Source organism: Paenibacillus sp. P32E (assembly GCF_001909085.1).
Lineage (GTDB): Bacteria > Bacillota > Bacilli > Paenibacillales > Paenibacillaceae > Paenibacillus_AQ > Paenibacillus_AQ helianthi.
Map to the genome: position 1 here is coordinate 14086 of NZ_LVYY01000035.1, position 24880 is coordinate 38965.

The window sequence follows — 24880 nt, forward strand, 5'->3', positions numbered from 1 at the left end:
TGGGCAACAATACGGTGAATGCAAAGCCAGTTGCCAACTCTTTATCCGGGTCACCCCGTGTAATCACTAGCACAGAGATCAAAGCGAAGATCATAACGGCTGTGGCAATACCTTTTGTCTTTTTCATAGATGTGGTTTCCTTTGCAACAGTTGGAGTAAAAAAAGAAGAAACGGATATGTCTTCCTCAGCATCAAGGATGGCACCCGTTTCAACAGATCAATCTATTTAGCTGTTATAAGTTCAATAAGCATTTTTGAAGCCATTGCGAATGGTCTTAATAATAATCCGGATATCGAACAGCAGCGACCAATTCTCGATATAAAAAATATCATGCTTGATCCGATCTTCAATGGAGGTATCCCCACGGAGGCCGTTGCTCTGTGCCCATCCGGTAATTCCCGGACGTACATGATGCTTGACCATATATTTCGGGATTTCCCCGCGGAACTGCTCTACAAAGAAGGGACGCTCCGGCCGCGGTCCTACCACACTCATCTGGCCAAGCAGCACGTTGAAAAATTGTGGCAGCTCATCCAGACTGGTCTTTCGGATAAAGGTTCCGAACCGGGTTCGGCGGGGATCAACCGGAGTACTCCAGCCTGTATCTTCCTCCCCATCCTCCTGCATCTTCATCGAGCGGAACTTGTACATCATGAAATTGCGCCGGTTCAATCCTACCCGTTCCTGTTTGAAAATAACCGGACCCGGGGAAGTTAGACGCACGCCGAGCGCCACAATGAGCAGCACTGGCGACATCATAATAATGGCGAACAGCGAGAAAAGGACATCAAAGGCACGTTTGGCCAGCTTGTTGCCGGTCATATCCAGCGGAATGTCACGCACATTAATCATCGGCATTCCGGCAAAGTTATCAAAGTACGGACGGGCGGGCAAATAATCGAAGAAATCGGGAATAATCAGCGTCCGTACTCCGGCCTTCTCGCAAGCGGCGATAATTGCCGGATATTTAGAATGGGCATCCAGTGGAAGGGCAAGAATCACTTCGTCGACCGGCAGCATTTCCAGCATCCCGGGCAATTCATCCACTGTCCCCAAAATCGGCTTGTAGCGTTCCCCTTCAATGCCATCCCATGTGTGGTAGTCATCCAGAAAGCCGATGGTCTCATACCCGAGCTCCGGGTACTGCACCAAGTTGTTGTAGAATCTTTTACCCAAAGTACCAGCCCCCAGAATCAGGACGAACTGACGGTTGAAGCCTTTTTCACGGAGGGACTTCAGCATCTTCTTCAACACATAGCGGTACAGCATGATGGACAGCACATTAAAACCCATATAGATCGCAAGGTATTGCCGGGATACGTCAATTTCCTTCAGAAAGAACATTAAGCCGAGCAGCATAAAGATGGCCATGATATGCACTTGAAAAATCTTGAGGAACTCGTCGACAAAACGTTTTTTGCGCTTCGGCTGATACAAGGCAAGCACAATCCCGATTAGCACGGCAATTCCGCCGTAAATAAAGCTCCAATACGCATAAGACTCTATAGGCAGGGTCTCGGAGTATTCCAGCCAGCCGCTTCTGAACTTAAGCCACCAAGCGGCCAGAAATGCCAGCTGGATCACCATAAAGTCGGCAAAGATATACAGCTGTGTTAAAAACCTCTGATTACGGCGTATCATAATCTCACCTCAGCATTCGATTCCGTTCTTGAACCTGATTCTCCAGAGCCTGTAAGGGTCTGCGCCGGTGAAGGCACGGACCGGGGACGGATCAGAGCATTACGCACAAGCGAAAGCATGAACTTCACACCCACTCCAGCATAGACCGCTCCATTAATCATACTGTTGTACCGCTTGCTATAATGCTTACGGTGAAATAAAATCATCGCTCTATGAAACTCATAGACGATCTTGAACGGTCTGCGCCGCGCGCTGCCACCCTTCAAATGGACAATGGAGGTCTGCGGATAATAATAAATCCCCCAGCCGGCCTCTTTGATCCGGAAGCACCAATCCAGATCCTCACCATACATGAAAAAATCCTCGTCCAGCCCTCCCACCTGATCAATTGTCTTCCGCCGCAACAGCATGAACGCCCCGACCAGACAATCTACAGGATAGTCCTGATCAGGATCAAGATAACCTAACTGATAACCATTGAATCTCGGACGGTCCGGGAACAGCTTGCTGAAGCCAAATGCATAATAGAAGGAAGCGGATGGAGTAGGAAACCCCCGCTTGCAGGCTTTATCCAATGAACCATCCGGCAAAATCACCTTGCAGCCCGAAGCTCCGAGATCCGGCCGGCTGTCCATAAAGGAGACCATCGTCTCCAGGGTATCCCTCCGCACAACCGTATCCGAATTCAGCAGCAGCACATACCGGCCTGAAGCAACTTCCATCCCCTGATTATTGGCACGGGCAAACCCGACATTCTCTGAATTGGCGATCAGCATCACACCGGGAAATTCCCGGCTGATCCTCTCTACCGAGTCATCCCGGGAGTTATTGTCTATTAGAATAATTTCATAGAAAAATTTAGTTTCCGAATCATACACCGACCTCAGACAATCCATCGTCAGGCGGCATGTGTTGTAATTTAGGACGATGATACTGACATCTACACTCAATGCTGGTACGCTCCTGACAAATATAGTAATCTATCGACAATCATTATAACACAAAAACCTCCCTGATAGGCTCGGCCTGATTAGGAGGTTTTAGCAAATTGTACCACACATACAAAATGGACTGCTTGAATATATTGCAAGTTTCCCGCAGCTCTTCTATTTATCTTATCTCTCTTTATCTTCTCTTTCACATCTGGTTTACTCGCTTCTCAATCTTTTAACTTTGGTTTGAATATACTTACGTTTTCCCTTGAGGTTCTTCCATTGTGCAAAAAAGGAGCTCCAGGCTTTGATCAGCTTCGGTTCCTTAAGCAGCATATACCCATGTGCCGCGATCTCGTAAGGCAAAGCATAGAGCAATGTAGAAAACAGCTTGCGGGCGGGTTCGTTTTTATAGATCATTTTGTAACGGTTAATATAGGAGATTCTCCGGATGAACATTGGTTTGCTGTCACGTCCAGATGTTTTCCAGCCCCGTTCGTGGTGACCAATCGCTTCCGCATCATAATAGGCTAACCAGCCGAAGAGTCCAGCCCGCCAAGCCACATCCACATCTTCCTTATACGCAAAGAAATCCGCATCAAAAAACTCGCCGTCTATACTGATGTCCTCAATCATCCGTCGGGAATACATTGCAGCCGCACCAGACACACCAAACACCATCCCCGACTCGAGCCAGTTCGCTGCAGGCTCTCCCGCACCACGATCGAACGCTCGCCGTGCCTTGTTCATCCGCAGTCCCGTACTGTCTACAAGAGAGTTATCCGCTTTTAGTAAAAGCTTGCCGGTCGCACTGCCAATCTGCGGGTTGGCCTCCATCTGCTTGATGAGTCTGGATACATAATCCGGCGCTAGCGTAAGATCCGGATTGAGAACCAGCACATAGTCTGTATTCGTGGCAGCAATGGCCTGGTTATGGGCGGGGGCGAAGCCGGTGTTGGTATGGTTCTCCAAAAGAATCAGTGAAGGAACTCTTGCCTCCCCCTTCAACGTGCCAACCACCCCTGCTTCCTGCTGTTGAGCTGGATGGGCCTCCGCTTCGATTGTATGATTGAACTCTTTCACCTTATCCTTGCAACCGTCCGCCGAAGCATTGTCTACTACCACAATCTGTTCAATGGGATAGTCCTGGGCAATAACTGCCGTCAGACAATCCATAATGTCATCTGCGCTGTTATAGGTAACAATATGTATGCTGACTGTTTTGTTGTTCATAATATTATTGATTTTCTTGTTCATAAGAGTCCTCGAATTCTGGTTTATATAACAGATAAGCGACTGACCCAGAAGCTGAATCAGCTACACTCCATTATACCGAAAACAGGAATGGGTGGCTATGTATCTAGTAAAGGGAGTCTATTCAGTTCTCACCACCAACAAGGAGTCTTGCCGCTATTTTAAAGAAAAAAAACCCAAACCGTCATTAAGGTTCAGGAGTCTCCATGAATTTATTTTAGCTCGAGCAAAAAGCCCCTTAGCCCTTCACGCCATGGCCGGATTTCGTGAAACCCGTTTGTGCGAATGGATAGATGCTCCATCACCGAATACGCCGGACGCGGCGCCGGACGCGGAAACTGCTCTGTTGTGCAGGGTTCCAGCTTTGCAGTGAATTTCAATCCCAGGATATCTTCTGCTTCAGCAAAAATCGCCTGCGTGAACTCATACCAGGTGCAGAGCTCACTATTTGAGGCGTGGTAGACGCCGTACTTCTCCGTCTGTATAAGCTCCAGCAAGAAGTTGGCCAGATCCACCGTATAGGTCGGCGAGCCGACTTGGTCGTGTACTACCTGCAGCAACGGTTTTTCCTGCCCCAGCTTGAGCATGGTTTTCACAAAGTTATTGCCATACTTTCCGTACACCCAGGAAGTCCGCACAATGAAAAACTTCGTCGATAAGGACTGCACCAGGATTTCTCCAGCCCGCTTCGATTTGCCATAGATACTTTGAGGATCGGTATTATCATATTCATGGTACGGCTGTGTCCCCATGCCATCAAAAACATAATCCGTGCTGATGCATACCATCTTCGCTCCCACCTTCTCCGCAGCAAGCGCTACGTTCCGGCTTCCAGTGGCATTAATCAGGTAAGCCGCATCGATGTCAGTCTCAGCGGCATCTACTGCTGTATGTGCAGCACAATGAATGACAGCATCCGGAGCAAATCCGCCAATGATCTCCACGCATTGATCCAGGTCGGTAATGTCCATTTCCTGACGGTCGCAGCCCAGAACCTCATGACCTTGCGCCTGCAGCAACAGAACCAGGTCCTGACCCAATTGCCCGGCTGAGCCGGTAACAAGCACCTTCATCTTTAGCATTACAGAGAATCCCCCAGACGGCTGCCGTACTGGAGTGCAGCATATTTCTGGTATTCTCCAGATTGAATGCGGGTCCACCATTCCTGGTTATTCAGATACCACTGTATCGTTTCCTTAATTCCTGTCTCAAAAGTATGCTTAGGCTTCCAGCTCAGATCTCTTGTGATTTTAGTTGGATCAATACCGTATCGGCGGTCATGGCCAGGACGGTCCTGAACATAAGTGATCAGCGAATCCGGTTTGCCCAGCTCCTGCAGCACCGTGTTTACAATATGCACATTCGTGCGCTCATTGTTCCCGCCAATATTGTACACTTCGCCATTCACGCCTTCATGAATAACTAGGTCAATCGCACTGCAATGATCCTCAACATACAGCCAATCGCGGATATTCATCCCATCGCCATATACCGGAAGAGCCTGATCCGCCAGCGCACGCGAAATCATCAGTGGGATCAACTTCTCTGGGAACTGGTACGGCCCGTAGTTGTTGGAACAACGGGTGATATTTACCGGTAAGCCAAACGTCTCATGATAAGCACGCACTAATAAATCCCCGCCTGCCTTACTTGCGGAATAAGGACTGTTCGGAGTCAGAGGCGTTTCTTCTGTAAATAGACCAGTTGCGCCGAGTGTTCCGTATACTTCATCCGTGGAGACCTGAACAAACTTGGTCACGCTATATTTTTTTGCCGCATCCAAGAGCACTTGAGTCCCCAATACATTCGTCTTCACAAATACATCCGGCTCCAAAATACTCCGGTCCACATGCGATTCCGCTGCAAAGTTGACTACAACGTCAACGCCTTGGCTGAAAAGCGCGTCCACTGCCTGAACATCCGTAATGTCTGCTTTTACGAAGGTGTAATTTGGGTTTCCTTCAATAGACTTCAGGTTCTCCAGATTTCCCGCGTACGTCAAAGCATCTACGTTTACAATTCTATATTCCGGGTGCTGCTGCAGCATGTATATTACAAAATTGCTGCCGATAAATCCGGCTCCGCCGGTAATAAACAGTTTCATTAACGAAACCCCCAGGTGAAAAAATTGTTCGGATCAATATATCACACTACATGCTATGCACGATTACGATGGAGTGATTATTTGTCTAATCGAAAAAAACTCTGTTTCTAATCAGTAGGGTAAGACGAGGGGTTACTCCTTCGGACTCCCCGTCAAAAGGTGCATGCAAATTTCCTGCACACGGCTTTCCTTCGTCAGTTCCCCATTTTCAGGAGTGAGCTTCCTTCACCCGTCGCCGGATTGTCTATTTCACTCCTGAATTAAGAACGTGTGATGAGTAAGCTTGTTTGAAATACCATTCCCGCTGATTCCAGTCTCTTGTTTCGAATCAATTGATTTGGCACTGTAGATTTCTTTCGATGGCATAAAGACTCGCACCCTCATTCGCGTCCATTTTCCAGACGTTGAAACATTTCCTTTCATTGCCTATTCCGAAAAAATCCCCTAGTTATGGATTTAATTCATTAAGTTTCCATGCCATTCTGTTAAGGTTGTTTCCCAATTATCTGCGGGCCCCGTTTCGGATTCACCCTTGTATTTTTTCACTTTCGCGTCTGCTAAGGTCAAATAATCCCTCTGGAAGTCGAATCCTAGAAACCGAACCCCTTCACGAAATCTATAACTGGCCTCTACCTCTCCTCTTTTGGAGTAAAAGCAGGTTATGCGACACCACGTTTCCTCCTGGCTACTCGCCTTCGTCCAGGTTTTCTCCTCCGGTCTGTTACCAACTTTCATTGGCCCAGACATACTCGCTACTATGGAACGGTCCGCCACCTCGCAACCCTTTGGTTCGGCTTTCCCTCTCGGTTATATATTTCCCTACCTTGCTCGCGTTCGCGCCGAGGCTACGAGACTTCCCTGAGTTATCTGCACCTTCTGTTCCATCCATTCTAACCCTAATCACGTCGATGAGTCTTACAGTTCATGTCCCTATGTTTGTTTTCCTGTAAGATATACGATTTCGTTTAGGCTTCCCCGCTTTTCGGGCGGGTCGCCCAACAATCTCAGCAACCTGTGGTTCACTGCATTCCGAGCTGGACTTGACCTGCAGGCCTCTCGGATTCTTCCTCACGGAAGACACCCTACCCATCCGACAAACAAAGGTTGTCGGATGGGTGCTACTGCTACAGCACTTTTATAAGGGTAAAGTTCCCAGTTGGATTTGAACCACCTTGATGATGCGACTGTGAATCGCAACAAAAAAGGAGCGCCTCTTGAGCACTCCTTAGCAATCTTAATGCTATTTAATTTGTACTGTATACTCAACTGGGGAGTACTGATAAGATTTATCTTTTGAAATTATTATAAAACTAATCTTGTCCACATTTAACAATTCCTTAGTATCCACATCGAACGTAAAACCAGAATTCGTGAAACTAGGATTTTTAAAATAATCAGAGACGCTAGTACGAGTTGCTCCGTACGATCCTGGATAGTATTCGTCTCCCACTTTCAAAAATATATCAGATGCTAAATCTTCAGATTGCGGATCTAAAGCCCAGCCACTAATATGAACTAATTCACTTGACTTGTCTAAAACAACCGCTTGTTGCTCTTGTACAGGTTCATTATTGATATAATCAACCCACATTGAAGGTGAAGTGTTTACAACAGGTAGACTCTTATAGTTATTATAATCCTCAAACTCAGTAGAATTCGATAAAATATCCATTGTTTTAACAAAACTTCTTTCTACATTCTCATAAATAACTATATCTGGCTTGAAGTCATTTACAAAGCTTCTAATTCTATCAATATTGTCAGTATAGATAAATGTTGTTTCAGAGAAACTCTCTGCTAAATTGGGTGTCATAAACCCATAGAGATAGCTATCCCCTAATATAAGAGCTTTAGGTAAACTTTTATCACGATTTTGATATGTAACAGCCATTGTTCCATTGGAAAGTTGTAAGTTATCTAATAATCCATAAGTTTGCGTAGCTTGTCTTTTACTTTTTAAATCAAATGACTTATCTGTTTCAGAAAACGAAATAGCGTTATATATTTTTTCTTCTCTTTGATAACTATTTATATCAAAGTCATCTATGGAGAAAACTTTAATATCAGGATAATAATTTTTAATTTTTTTCATTAGTTCTGTATATCCGACAAAAGCCCCGTAACTATTCCAATGTCCAATATCATACCTTGGTGAATATACAATAGCATTATTTTTTGCTTGGATTAGTGCATTGTAGGTCGAAAAGAAATCCAAGTCAGTTTTTTTAGTGAAATAATCGGTAATTAAATCCGTTCTTGATGTAGTACCAACTTTTAATATTGAATTAGGATAATTCTCAGGATATATTGTTTTTTTATCTGGATTCAACATTACTATGAAAGGAATTTTTTTTAATTTTAAATAGTTAGATACTCGCCCCAAAGATGTGCCCCATTTATTCAATTCCTGTTCATTTGGCAGATTTAAGTGTTGATAGTCCTTAATAATATCAGGAGTTATATAATAAAGCCAATCATCCTTCCCTACTAATACATCTGTTCTTGTTAACTTTCCAAACAAATTAAATTGCAATTTCGTATTCGTTTGGGCTAAGGCATCTCTAAAACCTAGATTATCATTAAACCAAGATTCAAATTCTTTAATAAACCCCCTATTTATTGCTCCATTATTTCCTGTAAGCTTAGGGAAGTTTGCTAGCACTCTATTTTCTGTTGTGGAAATTTTCCCTGGTGTTTTATTAATCCAAATTAATGGGATAGATAATGCTGTTACAAAGAAAACAACTATAACTAGATTGAAAATTTTATATGCCTTCATATTTATTACTCCTCAAAATCTAAAATATATAAAGGGATTATAGGTTGACGTGGCTAGAAACATAATACAAATGATTAATAATACTAAAACATATCCGTTTTGAATAAACAGACTCAATCCATTGTGCTCTTCATATTTCCCAACATTTTCTTGTATATACTTAGATAATGGCAAGGAAGCGATACACCCTATGATAAGTACAGTTAAAACCATTGGATCCAAGTAGTACCAAGCAGAAAATCCCACATCATAAGATCTAGCAAGTCCAAACATTATCTTAAGATAATCAGTAGCATAACTTAATTCCGGAGATCTAAAAAGTACCCATCCAATAATCACAACAATAATGGTATATAACCATCTAAGAACTGCTGGAACTACAATATTTAATTTGATTCTTTTCAATATTCGTTCAAGAATATTAAAAAATCCATGCCACAAACCCCAGATAACGAAATTCCATGCAGCACCATGCCATAAACCCGTTACAATAAAAACAATAGTCAAGTTTACATAAACGTTACCCCTTCTGTTTCCGCCAAGGGGTATATATAAATAATCTCTAAACCAAGAAGATAGCGAAATGTGCCATCTTCTCCAAAATTCAGTTATGGATTTTGATACATATGGAAAATCGAAATTTTCTTTGAATTTAAATCCAAACATTCTTGCAAGTCCTATTGCCATGTCAGAATAACCTGAAAAATCAAAATAGATTTGTAACGAGTAACAAATAGCCCCTACCCATGCAGTAGCCATCGAATTTTGATAATATGGCAGAGAAAAAATATTATCTGCAACTTGCCCTAATGTGTTTGCAATAATCACTTTTTTGCCTAAACCCATAACGAACCTTCTAATTCCATAAGCAAAATCATCAACAGTGGATACACGATTATCGATTTGATCATGAACATCAACATATCTTACAATCGGTCCAGCAATTAGCTGAGGAAAAAAGGCTTTAAACAAAGCAAATTTCAATAAATTCTTCTGCACTTCGACCCTCTTGAGATAGACATCAATAGTATACGAGAGGCCCTGGAAAGTAAAGAACGAAATACCAATCGGCAAAATAATATGGTGAAGAGAATAATTAAATCCAGTAATGTTATTTACACTAGAAATAAAGAAATCAAAGTATTTAAAGTAAAATAACAACCCACAGTTTGCTATCACGGAGATAATCATGACTATTCTGCTTAATGCAATGCTATATTTAGTGCAGAAAAAATCTATTAAATATCCAAAAATATAATTTATCAAGATGGAAAGAAGTATTACAAATACAAACTTTGGCTCTCCCCAGGCATAAAAAAATAAACTCGCTAATAATAGAAATGCATTTCTGTATTCAATTTTCAGCAAATAATAGCATAGTAACACCAATGGAAGATAACAAAAAAGAAAAATCGATGAACTAAAAACCATTCTTTTTACTCCTCATCTATATCTTTACTTATTTCATAAGAAGATACTTATCCATAAATTCTTCTTTTTATTAACTTAAGTCTATTAACCACTTTAGGTGGTAAATATTTACGAAGAGCCGATTTAATCATATATCTCAATGATTTCTGTTTACCTGTTGTTCTTCTTATTCCTTCTACAATAAAACTATGTTCTCTATGCCTATACATTTCGTTTTCAAATACGGCTAAATTAACTTTTCTTAGCATATGATTTAAATTCGTTACTTCTATTCTTGCTAACTTATCTGACATTACCCACCCAGGATAGTAACCTTCATATTGTGCAACAAAAGGGTAAATCCGTTCAATTGCATGTAGTAATGTACCATCCATATCATTAGGCTCTTTAGGGAAATCCTCGTATTCCCAATCATATGAAATAAGAGATTTCAATGCTTTTGGTCTGAACCAAAACATAGTACCCAAAGGTGCAATTGGTTCCTTTGTAATATCTATTGAAACCCGGTCCATCCCGAGTTTTTCCAATAATCGTTTTGTATTATGAAAATTGTTGGACCATTCCAAGCCAATTGTAGAATAATATATCCCGTGGTTTGGAGGCGGTGGTGTCAATAATCCCAATTTAGGATTTTGTTCAAATGTATTAATGATATTTGTAACATACTGTTTACTAGATAATATATTTTCAAAGCACTTATAGCTAAAGGATTCCCCCACACTGTATGGTTTTATTTGTGCTGTTTTCTTATCGTGGGCAAAACAAACATAATCATAATTCATAAGGATATCCTTGCAACCAACTAAAAGTGAAGAAACATCTCTTCCCCGGTTTTCAATTACTCGAACCTCCAGCCTGTTGCACTTTATTTTATCAAAAACTTCATGTATTGATTTTTTCTTTGCCTCTGTATTAGTAGTTATATAAATATCAGCTTCAGCAGGCATTGACTCAGCATATTCATAACAACTTTGAAGCAAATCTTCAAAATACAGATGCATAATTAATGCAACTTTTCGGTTTTTAATTTCTACATTCTTGTCAACATAAGAAGTAGGAAGTATATAGTTCAACTGCATATTTTTTTTAATGTCCGCTTGGTTACTTGTACGAAGAATATTATCCCAGATGAGGTCTACATTATAGTCCAAATTCTCTCTTATATAATCATACGTCTCTAATCCAACTTCACCAGTATTATACTGAAGATAAAAATCATAATAATCGAAAAAAACCTTTCTTTTGACTATAGGGCATCTTCTTTTAAGCAACTCTAAAGGTGCGTATGTAGTAGGTGCCTGAGTATGTTCTTTAAGATCATCTGTATCAATGTATACATCCCATGTAAAACCACTATCGCTAAAATCTTTAGTGAAGATTCCTTCATGATAAGCCATAGATTCAATATATGAACCTATGGGCCGCATATTGTCCCAATATCTTTTAAATTCAAAACTGTTCAGCATTCTCTTTCGCATTACGATGAAGAATGATTGAATGAAGTCAGGAATATACCCGTACTTCATTAGCCCACCAGTCCAATCATCCTTTGACCCATAGTGTTTAGTAATACCCCAGAAGTCAATATCTCGTTTGCCCATGTCATCAAACATTTCTTTAAAAGGATAAAACGGACCAAACATCGTGTAATTTATTAAAACTAATTCATCATATTTGGCTATATTGTCCCAGCCTAAATACTCAATCCCCTCTTTATATGCCCACACATCGAATCCTTTGTTTTCTCTTACAACGATATCATCAGTTAACTCCTCAAATTTCCGACGACCTTCAACTGACAGTTTACCGTTACAAACAATAATTAAACGATCTATGTTTTTCTTTAGGTCCTCTAACATAACCGTTATATAATCATCAACAATCCCATCAGTATCGTAAAATAAAAATACAGCTGCTCTTTTCATTTCAATCTCGTCTTTTACCAGAGACATTTTTCTAACTCCCTCATTAATTAATTCCCTCTTGCCCAACTACAAACATTATTAATTGGATAATGCTACAATTCTTTGGATTTTCTCATCATTTCCCCATATCGCAGGAGAATCATATGGACGTTCAGGATATACGCCATATTGCAGTTTGATCTTTAATCCCTTTTGTTCTAAAAAGTTTTCAACCATCTCTTTTAAGGATACAGGTTTTCCAGAACAACAATTAATAACACCATCAACCTCAGTTTGCAGGACACTTAATGAAATCTGTTGAGCAAGTTCATCTACAGTAACGAAATCATATTTATTTTCACCTGTTGAAAAAGGGAATAATTCTTTCCCTTCCTCTTCAGCCTGAAGTATCTTAGTGAATATAGAATTATTTTTCAAGTCATCTCCATAAATATAAAATGCTCTCAACCATTGGAATGTAACATCCTTATTCTTTAAAAAAGTAATCAAGGATTGACGCAAACTATTTTTCGCAATTCCATATAATGAATAAGGGTTTGTCGGAGTATCCTCATTTATTTCACCCTCATGGTATCCAATTTCATGCATAGTACCCATTACAGCAATATGTTTTAATCCTCCGTTCACCATGTTCTCAACGAATTCATAGTGTGAGTATAAATTTTTCAAATGGGAATCAGCGTTATGAACAAACCCATCTCTCCAAGCCATATGGACACAAACGTCAGGTCTTCCTAATTGGTCATAAATATCCTTACTTCCAGAAAAAATATTATGTTCTATAATGTTCGCTCGAAAATCAATACGCTCAGTATTATTATCAACAGCTGAAACGTTAACACCCATATCCAGTAATGTTTTAACTACATGACTACCAATATATCCCCCAGCACCAGTGATCAATACCGTCATATTACTCAAAAAGTCTCACTCCCCTGATCTGTTCATTATCAATGAAATAACTACCCTTGAAGATACGCACTACACACATCATCTACTGGACCCGCCGCCATCATTTGTCCCTTTTTTAGCCAGATTGCTTTTTGGCAAATACTCTTAACTTGATCTATTGAATGCGAAACAAGCAGTAATGTAGTTCCTCCCGCAGTAAGTTCACTCATTCTCTTCTCGCACTTTTCTTGAAAAGATTGATCTCCAACCGACAAAATTTCGTCAACAATTAGTAAATCTGGTTTAACTAGAGTCGCAATTGAAAAACCAAGGCGAGCAACCATACCAGATGAAAAGTTTTTTAATGGAACATCTATAAAGTCATGCAACTCAGAAAAATCGATAATTTCATCATATTTCTCTAACATGAATTTTTTGGAATAACCCAGAACAGCTCCATTCAAAAATATATTCTCCTTAGCAGTGAGTTCAACATCAAAACCCGTACCTAGTTCTATCAAGGGGGCTATGCTCCCATTAACCTGGGCACTCCCAGATGTCGGCTTATAAATACCAGAAATTATTTTCAGCATTGTACTCTTTCCTGAACCGTTACCGCCTACAATCGCAAAAGCTTCGCCTTTCTGCACACTAAAACTAACATTTTTCAAGGCATAAAATTCATTATATTCTATATTTCTCTTCAAGAGTTTAATAGTATATTCTTTTAAACTATTAATTCTTTCACGCTCAAGGTTAAATTTCATTGAAACATTAGATACATCAACCACAAATTCTGACATTGTCCGAATCCTTTCATTTCATAATATTGATCAAATATGCAAAACAAATTTGTGTTGATTTTTATAGAATATTAATAGACCAAATACTATCGACAGAACTGAAAATGAAAGACAAGCAATATTTGTCTGTAAGTCCGGCAGTTTGCTATATAGTACAATATCCCGAAAAGCTTCAACAAAATAATACATCGGATTAGCATAAATTATTGATTTTACATAGTTAGGAACGGCACTAATAGGATAAAAAATCGGCGTCAGATACGTCCAAGCTGAAAGTAGTACAGTATATAAATGAATCATATCTCGGAAATAGACTGCTAGAACCGCCATAATTAAACCCATACCAATGGAAAACATCAAGATATAAAGTAGAGGTAATGGGAACAATAAGATAGCAGGAGTAATTGGTGCACCAGTTGCAAAAATAACAATTATCATTGCGACTAATGAAAATAATAAATTAACGAATGACGAGATGACCCTCGAAAGTGGAAATATATATTTAGGTATATATACTTTCTTAATAAGTGGCCCAGCGCTGAGAATTGAATTCATTGATAACGATGTAGCTTCTGAAAAAAACGCAAAAATAATCTGACCTGCCAAGAGATATACAGGAAAATTAGGAATGTCGAACCTGAAAATATTAGAAAAAACAGCGATTAGAACCCCCATCATTAACAGAGGATTCAACAGACTCCAAAGGTAACCTAAAACTGAACGACGATATTTGATCTTCAAATCTCTAATGACAAATTCATGTAAGAGTCCCTTGTACCGCCAAAAATTCTTGAAATAGTTCATAGTATTCGTCCCTACTAATTAAAATAAGTGCTTTTATATCAATCATTTGAAATGGCATCAATTTCTCTTAAGTATCTAACTAATGCGTCTTTCCAATCAGGTAGGCGATGAAATCCAAATAATTCAAGGCTTGACTTTGATAATCTGGAATTTTTAGGACGTATGGCCTTTGTTACATATTGTTCTGACTTTATAAAATTAATTTTCACATCTAAATTCATTAGTCGGAATATCTCAACAGCAAATTCCGCCCAACTACAGTAACCTTCGTTTGTAGCATGGTACACACCATAACTATTAGTCTGAAGCATTTCTACAATGAGTTGCGCTAAGTCATAAGTGAATGTTGGAGAACCAAATTGGTCTGAAACAACGTTAATTTCATTATTCACAGCGGCATTTTTCAATACCGATGACACAAAATTATTACCATTTGCACCGAATGCCCATGATGTTCTAACGATAAAGTGTTTTTCTACTTTCTCTAACACCACGCGCTCTCCATCCAATTTTGTCTGCCCATATACTGATAACGGACTAACTGTAGAATAGACTTCGTATGGATCGCTCTCTTTACCTGAAAATACATAATCCGTACTGATATAAACCATCTTGGCATCTATTTCTTTACATATTGAAGCAATGTTCTCAGTAGAATCCACGTTTACTATTCTACACTGTTCGAATTCACTTTCCGCTAAATCCACATTAGTATACGCAGCGCAGTGTACAACTACATCCGGATGATAATTCCGAATGAAATTTCTAGTTTCTTTTAAGTTGGTTATATCAATCTCTTCAATTCCTATACCGCAAGATTGGATTCCCTTTTCCTTCAAACATCTAACTACATCATACCCAAGTTGCCCTTTAGCGCCCGTAACTAAGACTCTCATATTCATTTCTCCCTAGAATCGATCCGCGATATACGATTTATTCCCTAGAATACACTCTGCGATAATATTCTTCATATTCTCCGCTTTTTACTTTATTTAGCCATTCTTGATTGTCCAAATACCAACGTATAGTCATTCGAATTCCTTCATCAAACATTACCTTTGGTTCCCAGCCTAATTCATTTTTGATTTTCTCGGCATCTATCGCATATCTTCTATCATGGCCTAATCTGTCCCCAACATATTTAATCAAGGATTTTGGCTTACGCAACTCTTCCAAAATAATATTCACTATTTCAATATTAGCTTTCTCATTATGCCCACCAACATTGTACACTTCTCCCGCTTTACCCTTATGGAGAACTAAATCAATAGCTCTGCAATGATCCTCAACAAACAACCAATCACGAATGTTCATACCATCCCCATAGACAGGAATTTCTTTGTCTTCAAGCGCATTCGAAATTATTAAAGGAATTAGTTTTTCTGGGAAGTGGTATGGCCCATAATTATTTGAGCATCTAGTAATAGAAGTATTTAATCCAAAAGTCTCATGATAGGCTCTAACAAACATGTCAGCAGATGCCTTACTGGCTGAATAAGGACTATTAGGTGCCAAGGGGGTTGTTTCTTCAAAGTACCCTGTTTCTCCTAGAGACCCGTAAACCTCATCAGTGGACACCTGAACATATCTAGCATCAGGTTTTGAAGCCCAATAATTCTTTGCTGCGTCCAGTAACGTCTGTGTTCCTAGGATATTAGTTCGCAGGAATACCTGTGGATCAACAATACTGCGGTCAACATGTGATTCAGCAGCAAAGTTCACTATTGCATCAGGTTCATAGTCATCAAAAATCTTATTAACAAGCTGCGCATCACAAATATCTCCCTTAACAAAAACATGAGATCTATTCCCTTCAATACTCTTGAGGTTGTCCAAGTTCCCCGCATACGTTAAAGCGTCCAGATTAACAATTCTATATTGAGGATACTTTGCAACCATGTGCAGTACGAAGTTACTGCCAATAAACCCTGCCCCACCAGTAACTAAAATAGTTTTTTGTGCTTGGATCCCTTCTTTTTCAGCTACCGTTTGATTTATGTTTTCATTATTCATAGACAATACATTCTTCCCCTTATTTTTTATTTATAGTCTTTCTTCGAAATAAGTTATCTACAGACCTAATTCCTTTAGCGTCTTGAGCTTGATATCCTTGTCAGACAATAAGACGTCAGAAATATCATTCAGGTGCCAATCAATATTCAACTCTGGATCATTCCAGAGTATGCCACTTTCGAATTCAGGACGATAGTAATTTGTACACTTATAAACAAACTCTGCCTCATCAGACAATACTACAAAGCCATGGGCAAATCCCTCTGGTACGTAAAACTGCTTATTATTGTCTCCAGAGAGTAGAACTCCGTGCCATTGTTTGTAAGTAGGAGAATCCTTTCTTAAATCAACAGCAACATCGAATACCTCTCCAGAAAGAACTCTTACCAATTTTCCTTGAGGGAACTGAGTTTGAAAATGCAGGCCCCGAAGAACACCCTTTTTAGATTTGGATTGATTGTCTTGAACGAATACCATGTCCAGGCCAGCATTTTTAAAATCATTGTAATTATAAGTCTCCATGAAATAACCACGATGATCCCCAAAAATTTGCGGTTCGATAACAACTAAATCTTCAATATGTGTTTTATGAAAAATAAATTGTCCCATAAGGCCCTCCATATATTTCATTATTTTTTCATTAAAATCTATTTTTTAAATGAAATCTTCGGCAACTTGCAATAAATATTTACCATAGTCTGTTTTCATAAGAGGCTTGGCTAAGGTTAACAATTGTTCTTTTGAAATATACTTCTTTTTAAAGGCAATTTCCTCTAAGCAAGCAACATATAAACCTTGTCTTTTCTGTATTGCCTCAACAAAATTGCTCGCTTCTAGCATAGCATCATGAGTACCAGTATCCATCCAGGCCATACCTCTACCAAGCAGCTTAACGTTCAGCATGCCCCGCCGTAAATATTCGTTATTAATCTCAGTAATTTCTAATTCACCTCTAGCAGAGGGTTTAATATTTTTGGCGATTTCAACTACTTGATTATCATAAAAGTATAGACCAGGTACCGCATAGTTAGACTTAGGGTTAAGGGGTTTTTCTTCTATTGATAGTACTTTCCCGTTCTCATCTGATTCGATTACTCCATAAGCCTCTGGATTCTTAACAAAATATCCAAAAATAGTTCCACCTGTTTTTATTTCAGAAGCTTCTTTAAGGAATCTTCCGAAGCTTTGACCGTAGAAGATATTATCTCCAAGAATCAAGGATACAGGTTCCCCCCCGATAAACTCTTCCCCAATAATGAATGCTTCAGCCAGACCTCTAGGTTCCTCTTGAATGGCGTAAGAAATTTCCAGACCCAGCTTTGAGCCATCTCCAAATAACTCTTTAAACCCTATAATGTCTCTTGGTGTGGAGATGATTAATATTTCTTGTATTCCAGCCAGCATCAAGACTGACATAGGATAATAAATCATTGGTTTGTCATACACTGGGATAATCTGTTTGGATATTGCAATGGTCAGAGGATACAGCCTTGTTCCTGAACCTCCAGCTAGTATAATACCTTTCATAAAAAAGTAACCCCTCTCAATAGCTTGTTATTATTTATGTAGTTTCCCAATCTTATTAAAAATTCATTTTTTACTGACTATGAGTAAACGCGTATGCTAAAATATTGACGTACCTACAGGAAAAGGAGATTAAAACGTGTCGAAACCAGTATACGGTAAAAATGCAGCTCAGTCGAGAAATGTTGAAAAGATATCCAGCCCGGTGTGGGCATTGGTTGTTGCTTTCATTATGTTTTTGGTATGGACCCCATTTCAGGTAGGATTGTTTAATGGGCAGCAGATCGACTTTGAAAAGCCGATTTATGTGTCTTCCTTACTCAGCGGTCTTTTGCTGCTGGTCTGGATGGGCTTGTTCTATAAGAAGTTCAAGCTGGAGGAACAACGCGACTTGCTGGTTGTGGCTTCGCTGCTGCTTCCTATAACGTATGCCCTGTCATTGTTTGTCGCTGTTTCGCATTATATGGCGATGAATATCCTCTTTGTTCAGAGTATGTATATTGCAGTCTTCATTATAGCGTTATATCTGCTCAAGCAAAAGCAACTAAATGTTGTCATTCAAAATGCTATACTGGCTATTTCTTATTTTATTGTAGGTTTTGGTCTGCTAAATTGGCTGGGCAGCTGGAAATTAGCCGGAGGTTTGGTGGGGTGGTTCTCCGATACTGTACGCGGAGGCAAATATCTGGATGCGGTAATGACGGACTCCAATGGCCTGCGGTTGACCTCGATTTTCCAATATGCGAATACATACGCGGCTTTTCTGATGGCATTTCTATTTGTGGCTGTCTTCGCGTTGGTTCGATCCAAGAAGTGGTATGGAACGCTGACGCATGGATTCATGCTCGTTCCTATCATTATTTCATTGCTGCTGACCTTGTCCCGCGGGGGATTAGTGATGCTGCCTGTGGTCTTCATTCTTCTGCTACTGTCCCTGAAGCCTGCAAAGCAGATTCTCTGGATTATTCATCTTGCTATTGCCGGCATTGCCTCGCTTGCCATTGCGGGCCCGATGACCAATCTTGGGACGGAACTGAATACAGCTTTCACTTCTGCTGCAGCATTAAAGGGCTGGGCTTATCTGCTTGGGGCCTCTGCTGTGGTCGCCGTACTTGGCTGGGCCATTCAGCAGTATCTCTCTCCTTGGCTGCAGAACAAGCTCGGCGGCTGGGAATCACGCAAGCTTTCTAGTCTGTGGCTACCGCTCCTCTCAGTTGTGCTGGTTGCGGTTGTTGCCTTCCTGTTGATCGGTACAAGCGTACGCACCGTACTTCCTGCCAACATGGAAACACGTCTGGAGAACATCAACTTCAAGCAGCACAGTGTACTTGAACGTATTACTTTTTATAAGGATGCCGTAAAGGTTATTAAGGACTATCCGATACTTGGAGCAGGGGGCGGGGGCTGGACTTCGCTGTATGAGCACTATCAGAACAACCCGTATACAAGCCGCCAGGTGCATAACTTCTTCCTGCAATATCTGATTGAGGTAGGTATTGTCGGATTTATCGTGTTCATGGGTTTTATCGGCTATATTTTCCACAAATACATTCGTGGATATCTTAAACGGGATAAAAATGAATTTGAGAATGGATTCTTTTTCTATATTATTGCTTTATCGATTCTTCTCCACAGCTTGCTGGATTTCAATCTCAGCTATGCTTTTATGGGCATTCTGATATTCATCGGTCTTGCCGGAATGGGCGTTGCCATGGACAGCAAGCCGCTGCGCCGGAATTGGAATACAACAGGGGTACGCTATGGTTACCTTGCAGCCCTGGCTATCGGAACAGCCTTTATGCTCTTCCTGTCGATTAGCGCCATTAGCTCCAGTAGTTCGGCCGTGAAGGCCAAGGAGTTGATGGGTGTAAGTCAATCATATGAGGAGCTCAAGGCACCTCTGGTAGCCGCGTTAAAGGATCGTCCATACCATCCGGAAGCAGCGGCATACCTCGCCTCTATGGACCAGCAGGTGTATGGCCAAACTCAGGATCAGCAGTACTTGAACGAATCGTTCACCGTGATCAACCGTGCGCTTAAGGATGAGCCATATAACAAGAAGCTGCTCCAGCTATTGGCTACATCTTATGAATTGAAAGGCCAAAGCGAGCTCTCCTTCGCTGTCTATCGGGACAACGCAGATAAGTTTAACTGGGATATTGAATGGTATGATGCTCTGATCAGCCGCTCCCAGGCGCTGGCAAGTGCCGCAAATGCCAAAAAGGACGAAGCTAAGAAGCAGGAGTACCTAACTGCAGGACTTGATGCTTATAAGCATGTAACGGATGGTGTGGAGCATCTGAAAACTCTGCCTCCTGAGCAGCTGCAGGGCCGTCCGTTCTCGGTAACACCGACGATTGCTCTGAATGCGGCAAAAATGCAGCAGATCGCAGGACAAAACGAGGAAGCCACGGCGACCCTAAAGCTTGGGCTTGGTGATCATTATGCAGATGTTGTGAACAGCAAAACCCTCTGGGATACGAACTGGTACAGTTCGCTTATTGCCCGCTCTTATGAGCTGGCTCAGCAGGCTTTCACCCAGCAGGATGCTGACGGTAAAGTCATGTATCTAAATGTCGGGATTAATGCTTACAACCAGGTACAAGCCGACTTGCTGGTCCAGTCACTCCCTGTCACTCCTGCAATTGCACTCAATGCGGGCAGAATCCAGTTGATGGCAGGTCAAGTTCAAGCGGCCTCCAATACCTTGAAACTTGGCCTGTCCGAAGATTATAAGGATGCAGCCAACCGCGAGATTGCCCGTTGGTACTTGGCCGCCTTAAAGAAAGCAAATGCTGCTCAAGATCAGCCAGTCTATGACAAGCTGATTGCCGCAGATCCAGCGGAAGCCGCTCAGATCGATGCTATTGTAAATACGCAGTACTAAGGGAAATGAGATTGTAAATCAAAGAGCGCCCCACTGACTGAGTTCAGTGAGGCGCTCTTTTTGGATTGAATAATAATTAGTTAGAGATGAATCCGGGGGCCAGGGTCAAAAAAATGCTATCGGTAGCCTTTACTTCGCTGCTTTCTGTGCTTCGCTGTCAATCACTGCTTTGAGGTAGTCGAGCAGGCCTTCCTTGAGCTCCTCATGCTGAAGCGCGTAGTGAATGGTGGTCTGGATGAAGCCCATTTTCTCGCCGACGTCATGGCGTTTGCCTTCGAAATCATAAGCAATAATGCGCTCCACTTCGCTCAAGCGGGAGATGGCGTCGGTCAGCTGGATTTCTCCGCCTACCCCTACCTGCTGCTCGCCAAGCATGTCAAAGATACGCGGAGTCAGGATATACCGCCCCAGAATCGCGAGGTTGGACGGAGCCTCCTCTCTCTTGGGCTTCTCCACCAATCGGTTTGCTTTGAAGACCCGATCAGCCAATTCCGTACCGTCCACCAGACCGTACCGTGAAACCTCTTCCCAAGGCACAGGTTGAACGCCTACGATGGAGGATTTATATTGTTCGTAAATTTCAATCATCTGCTTCAGGCAGGGTTTGTCCGCTTCGACAATATCATCCCCCAGAAGAACAGCAAATGGCTCATTGCCGATAAATTTACGGGCACACCAGATAGCATGACCCAGGCCTCTAGGTTCCTTTTGACGGATGTAGTGGATATCGGCCATTTCGGAGGATTTGCGCACAGACTCCAGCAGCTCCCACTTTTGCTTCTCGGCCAGATTGAATTCCAGCTCAAATGAATTGTCAAAATGGTCTTCGATCGCACGTTTGCCTTTCCCCGTTACAATAATGATATCCTCAATGCCGGAAGCGACCGCTTCTTCAACAATGTATTGGATGGTTGGTTTGTCTACAATCGGCAGCATTTCTTTGGGCATGGCTTTGGTCGCCGGCAGAAAACGGGTGCCAAGACCGGCTGCGGGAATAATAGCTTTACGGATCTTCATGACAGGACTCCTTCTATGATCTTCTCTAATTTCCATTTCATTACTAAAGGGAAAATGGCATATTTGCTTTAATTATAGCAGTTATGGGTGTGTTTTGGCAGGGATGTTATTGAGGCCGCAAGGGATATGTATTAAAAAAGGGCCGGTGCGCTAAGAGCTTATCTACAAGCTCCTAACTACACTAACCCTGGGATTTATTGGGGCGAAATGCAGGCACTATACAAACAGAACCTGCGTTGTTGCTAATCGAACACCGCCCGAACGTTCCGGCTTACTTCGCGTTCACCAATTGACCGCGCGTAACTCCAAGCTGGTTGGTAGCCTTGAGGCTTTTCCATACCTGTGTCCCGGAAATCTCTCCGCGCAGCGCACGGCTATAGAGGCTGAGGACCTCAGCAACCTGCTCCGGCGTTTCTTCCAAAAACTCGACACGGAAGGAGTTCACACCGAGCTCACGGAAATTGTTCAGATATTCCGCTCCAGACTGCTCCACTGCGTTGTAGACTGTATTACGGCACCCCTCATCTACACGAACAGGGTGGGCCATGCCGATGCGGTCCTGCAGGGAAGCTCGCTGTTCCTCGCAGGGACGGCCGCAGTTCGTATAGTCTGTGCCTTCGCTCATGAAGGTGCAGTAGACACAGTGCTCGGTGTGGAACATCGGCAGATGCTGATGGATCACGACCTCCATTCGCGAGGTATCGCTATGTTCCAGCAGATCGACCATCTGTTGGATGTTCAGGTCGTAGGACGGTGTTACTGCGTCGCAGCCTGCGTTCAGGAACAGATCTACCGCTTTGTGATTGGCGATATTCAGGGAGAAATCGCCGATCAGGCGCGGATGTACGGCATCCGGCTGCTCCATGCGGCGCTTCAAGTAGTAATAGAGCGCTCCGGTATTGCGCACCAGGACAGCATCCGGCTGCAAACGCAGGATGTTGGCATGGTAACCGTTCTCGCCTGGCATATGAATGCGTGGCGTAGCCAGCGCAATACTGGCCCCTGCAGCCCGTACAGCGTCCACCGCTGCCGGGAACTGCTTGATGAATTCGAAGTCGGCGTAGATGTTCGTTACGCCGGCTTCGAGGGCAGCCTGCACCTGCGGCAGGCTGCGGCACAGCACGGTGAGCTCCGCTTCACCGTGCGGACCTGCGGCGCCCCTGCGGGAAGCGCCGCCGTAGACCTCAACCTCCCGTTTCACGTAGACGGGAGGTTTCGGGCGCTCGCCCGCAAGCAGCTCCACCGCCTGGCGGCGGATGCTGTTGAGCTCGCGCATAGGCACGATCACGTCGCCTTCCAGGTGCGACTCCATAGCCTCCAGCTGGAATACGGTCCCGCCCAGGCGGCCGAATTGCTCCTCCAGCAGGGCGGCATCCATCGGACGCTTCTGCGCGGCTTCCAGCAGAAGCTCCGAATCCACGCGGACCGTCACGTTCTTCTGAACGTCGGTCCACCAGGTGGCAAGCGGCTCACCCGCCCGCCCCTCTACCTTCACATGCACCGGGAAGACCCGGTAAGGCTTCTCGGTTTCGTAGGTCTGACGCAGCGCCTTGTCCAGCGCAGGGTCATTCGTCTTCCAGATGCGGTCGCCGACATGGAGGCGGCGCAGATCCACGTCATTGCGTCCTGGCACGATATCAATGATCCAGCCTTCCCCGGCTTCGCCTTCCAGCTTCACGCCTTTGCGGCGCAGATCGTAGACGCGTCCGCCTTCTTCTTTCTTCGTCGGATCGCCGGCGTCAAAAACAATGCCATCCCCACGCTTCAGCGGTGCATGAATGCGGCACACTACACCATCACGCAGAATCTGCTCTACGGTCCCCATATAGACGCCGCGGCTTTTCGGGAAGGTGCCGTCCACAAGCTTTTTATTGTTTGTGCCTTCCAGGAAGCCATGCGTGAAGCCGCGGGAGAAGCTCTGCTGCAGCTCACGGATATCTTCCTTGGAGGTCGGTGACCAGTTCCCTTCAAAATACCGGTCAATTGCCTTACGATATTTACCTACCACATTAGCTACATATTCCGGACTTTTGAGGCGGCCTTCGATTTTGAAGGAGGTGACTCCTGCCTCGATCAGCTCCGGCATCAGATCAATCGCTGCCAGATCCTTAGGTGACAGCAGATAAGTGACATCGCCCATCGGCTTGATCTCGCCATCCACCATCAGGTCATACGGCAGACGGCAGGCCTGAGCGCATTCCCCGCGGTTAGCGGAGCGTCCGCCCCACATTTCCGAGGTCAGGCACTGGCCGGAATAGGATACGCACAGCGCCCCATGTACAAAAACTTCCATGGGCAGGCGGGCCTGCTCCCCGATCGTACGGATTTGCTTCAGGTTATTCTCGCGGCCGAGCACTACGCGCTCCAGCCCCCAAGGCTTGGTGAACTCCACCGCCTCCGGTGAAGTAATCGTCATTTGCGTAGAGCCATGGATCGGGAAGTCCGGGGAGATCTCGCGGATCATTTTGACCAGCCCTAGATCCTGCACGATTACTGCGTCCACACCCGCATCTACACAAGCATCAATCAGTTCCTTAGCGTCAGGCAGCTCATTCTCAAATACCAGTATGTTAAAGGTCAGGAACCCCTTCACACCATAGCTGTGCAGGAATGCCATAATCTCCGGCAGCTCGTCCATGCGGAAGTTGTTCGCTCTCGCCCGTGCATTAAACTTTTCTACGCCAAAAAAGACAGCGTCCGCCCCATTCGCCACCGCCGCACGCATGCAGTCCCAGTCACCCGCCGGAGCCAGTAGCTCCACGTCTTCTCTGCGTATTCCTTGCTCGTTCATTTATATCCTCCCAAACCGCCTTACCGGCGGGTCATTTAAAGCTTTTTAACCTGTTAATTGTATCAAACATCACACCAGTTCGC

18 protein-coding genes are annotated in these 24880 nt (G+C 43.0%); 1 reads left to right on the forward strand and 17 read right to left on the reverse strand.

All coding sequences use genetic code 11. From position 1 onward, the window contains the following. Positions 1-241 precede the first annotated feature (241 nt). The 15 genes from A3848_RS22995 to rfbA form a co-directional block, all read right to left on the reverse strand. The gene (locus A3848_RS22995) at positions 242-1642 is read right to left on the reverse strand and encodes an undecaprenyl-phosphate glucose phosphotransferase (RefSeq protein ID WP_074087206.1); all 1401 of its coding nucleotides are present in this window, start codon (positions 1640-1642) and stop codon (positions 242-244) included. Continuing rightward, on the reverse strand, positions 1639-2538 hold the full coding sequence (locus A3848_RS23000) for a glycosyltransferase family 2 protein (RefSeq protein WP_371916031.1): 900 nt from the start codon (positions 2536-2538) through the stop codon (positions 1639-1641). The genes A3848_RS22995 and A3848_RS23000 overlap by 4 nt, the downstream gene beginning before the upstream one ends. A 252-nt stretch (positions 2539-2790) precedes the next feature. Beyond that, positions 2791-3831, reverse strand: a complete 1041-nt coding sequence (locus A3848_RS23005; RefSeq protein WP_074087209.1) for a glycosyltransferase family 2 protein — start codon at positions 3829-3831, stop codon at positions 2791-2793. A 209-nt stretch (positions 3832-4040) separates the two neighbouring features. Beyond that, positions 4041-4901 (reverse strand): dTDP-4-dehydrorhamnose reductase, encoded by an 861-nt coding sequence (rfbD, locus tag A3848_RS23010; RefSeq protein ID WP_074087432.1) that lies wholly within the window; start codon positions 4899-4901, stop codon positions 4041-4043. 8 nt (positions 4902-4909) lie between these two features. Continuing rightward, positions 4910-5932 carry a dTDP-glucose 4,6-dehydratase gene (gene rfbB, locus A3848_RS23015; protein WP_074087211.1) on the reverse strand — a complete coding sequence of 341 codons (1023 nt, stop codon included), beginning with the start codon at positions 5930-5932 and terminating at the stop codon, positions 4910-4912. 1240 nt (positions 5933-7172) lie between these two features. Then, positions 7173-8711, reverse strand: coding sequence for an alginate O-acetyltransferase AlgX-related protein (locus A3848_RS23025; protein ID WP_074087214.1), 1539 nt, complete (start codon positions 8709-8711; stop codon positions 7173-7175). 12 nt (positions 8712-8723) lie between these two features. Further along, positions 8724-9710, reverse strand: a complete 987-nt coding sequence (locus A3848_RS23030) for an MBOAT family O-acyltransferase (RefSeq protein WP_256702537.1) — start codon at positions 9708-9710, stop codon at positions 8724-8726. A gap of 479 nt (positions 9711-10189) precedes the next feature. Further along, complete coding sequence (locus A3848_RS23035; RefSeq protein WP_218619017.1) at positions 10190-12133, reverse strand: rhamnan synthesis F family protein; 1944 nt, start codon at positions 12131-12133, stop codon at positions 10190-10192. A gap of 12 nt (positions 12134-12145) precedes the next feature. Continuing rightward, complete coding sequence (locus tag A3848_RS23040; RefSeq protein WP_074087433.1) at positions 12146-12979, reverse strand: NAD-dependent epimerase/dehydratase family protein; 834 nt, start codon at positions 12977-12979, stop codon at positions 12146-12148. 50 nt (positions 12980-13029) lie between these two features. After that, a complete protein-coding gene (locus A3848_RS23045; protein ID WP_074087218.1) occupies positions 13030-13761 on the reverse strand; it encodes an ABC transporter ATP-binding protein in 732 nt (243 codons plus the stop codon). 30 nt (positions 13762-13791) lie between these two features. Continuing rightward, positions 13792-14502 carry an ABC transporter permease gene (locus A3848_RS23050; protein WP_256702538.1) on the reverse strand — a complete coding sequence of 237 codons (711 nt, stop codon included), beginning with the start codon at positions 14500-14502 and terminating at the stop codon, positions 13792-13794. A gap of 101 nt (positions 14503-14603) precedes the next feature. After that, positions 14604-15461: a dTDP-4-dehydrorhamnose reductase gene (gene rfbD, locus A3848_RS23055; RefSeq protein WP_074087220.1), complete on the reverse strand. Its 858-nt coding sequence runs from the start codon at positions 15459-15461 to the stop codon at positions 14604-14606. A 37-nt stretch (positions 15462-15498) separates the two neighbouring features. Beyond that, positions 15499-16578 (reverse strand): dTDP-glucose 4,6-dehydratase, encoded by a 1080-nt coding sequence (rfbB, locus tag A3848_RS23060; protein WP_083612352.1) that lies wholly within the window; start codon positions 16576-16578, stop codon positions 15499-15501. Between the two features lie 57 nt (positions 16579-16635). Further along, positions 16636-17187, reverse strand: coding sequence for a dTDP-4-dehydrorhamnose 3,5-epimerase (gene rfbC, locus A3848_RS23065; protein ID WP_074087222.1), 552 nt, complete (start codon positions 17185-17187; stop codon positions 16636-16638). A 45-nt stretch (positions 17188-17232) separates the two neighbouring features. Next, positions 17233-18105 carry a glucose-1-phosphate thymidylyltransferase RfbA gene (rfbA, locus tag A3848_RS23070; protein ID WP_074087223.1) on the reverse strand — a complete coding sequence of 291 codons (873 nt, stop codon included), beginning with the start codon at positions 18103-18105 and terminating at the stop codon, positions 17233-17235. Between the two features lie 136 nt (positions 18106-18241). Here rfbA and A3848_RS23075 point away from each other — a divergent pair, with 136 nt between their 5' ends. Continuing rightward, on the forward strand, positions 18242-20989 hold the full coding sequence (locus A3848_RS23075) for an O-antigen ligase family protein (RefSeq protein ID WP_074087224.1): 2748 nt from the start codon (positions 18242-18244) through the stop codon (positions 20987-20989). A gap of 129 nt (positions 20990-21118) precedes the next feature. Here A3848_RS23075 and galU read toward each other — a convergent pair whose 3' ends face one another. Both galU and A3848_RS23085 read right to left on the reverse strand, forming a co-directional pair. Further along, positions 21119-22006 (reverse strand): UTP--glucose-1-phosphate uridylyltransferase GalU, encoded by an 888-nt coding sequence (gene galU, locus A3848_RS23080; RefSeq protein WP_074087226.1) that lies wholly within the window; start codon positions 22004-22006, stop codon positions 21119-21121. A 271-nt stretch (positions 22007-22277) separates the two neighbouring features. Next, a complete protein-coding gene (locus tag A3848_RS23085; protein ID WP_074087228.1) occupies positions 22278-24797 on the reverse strand; it encodes a U32 family peptidase in 2520 nt (839 codons plus the stop codon). Positions 24798-24880: the final 83 nt, after the last annotated feature.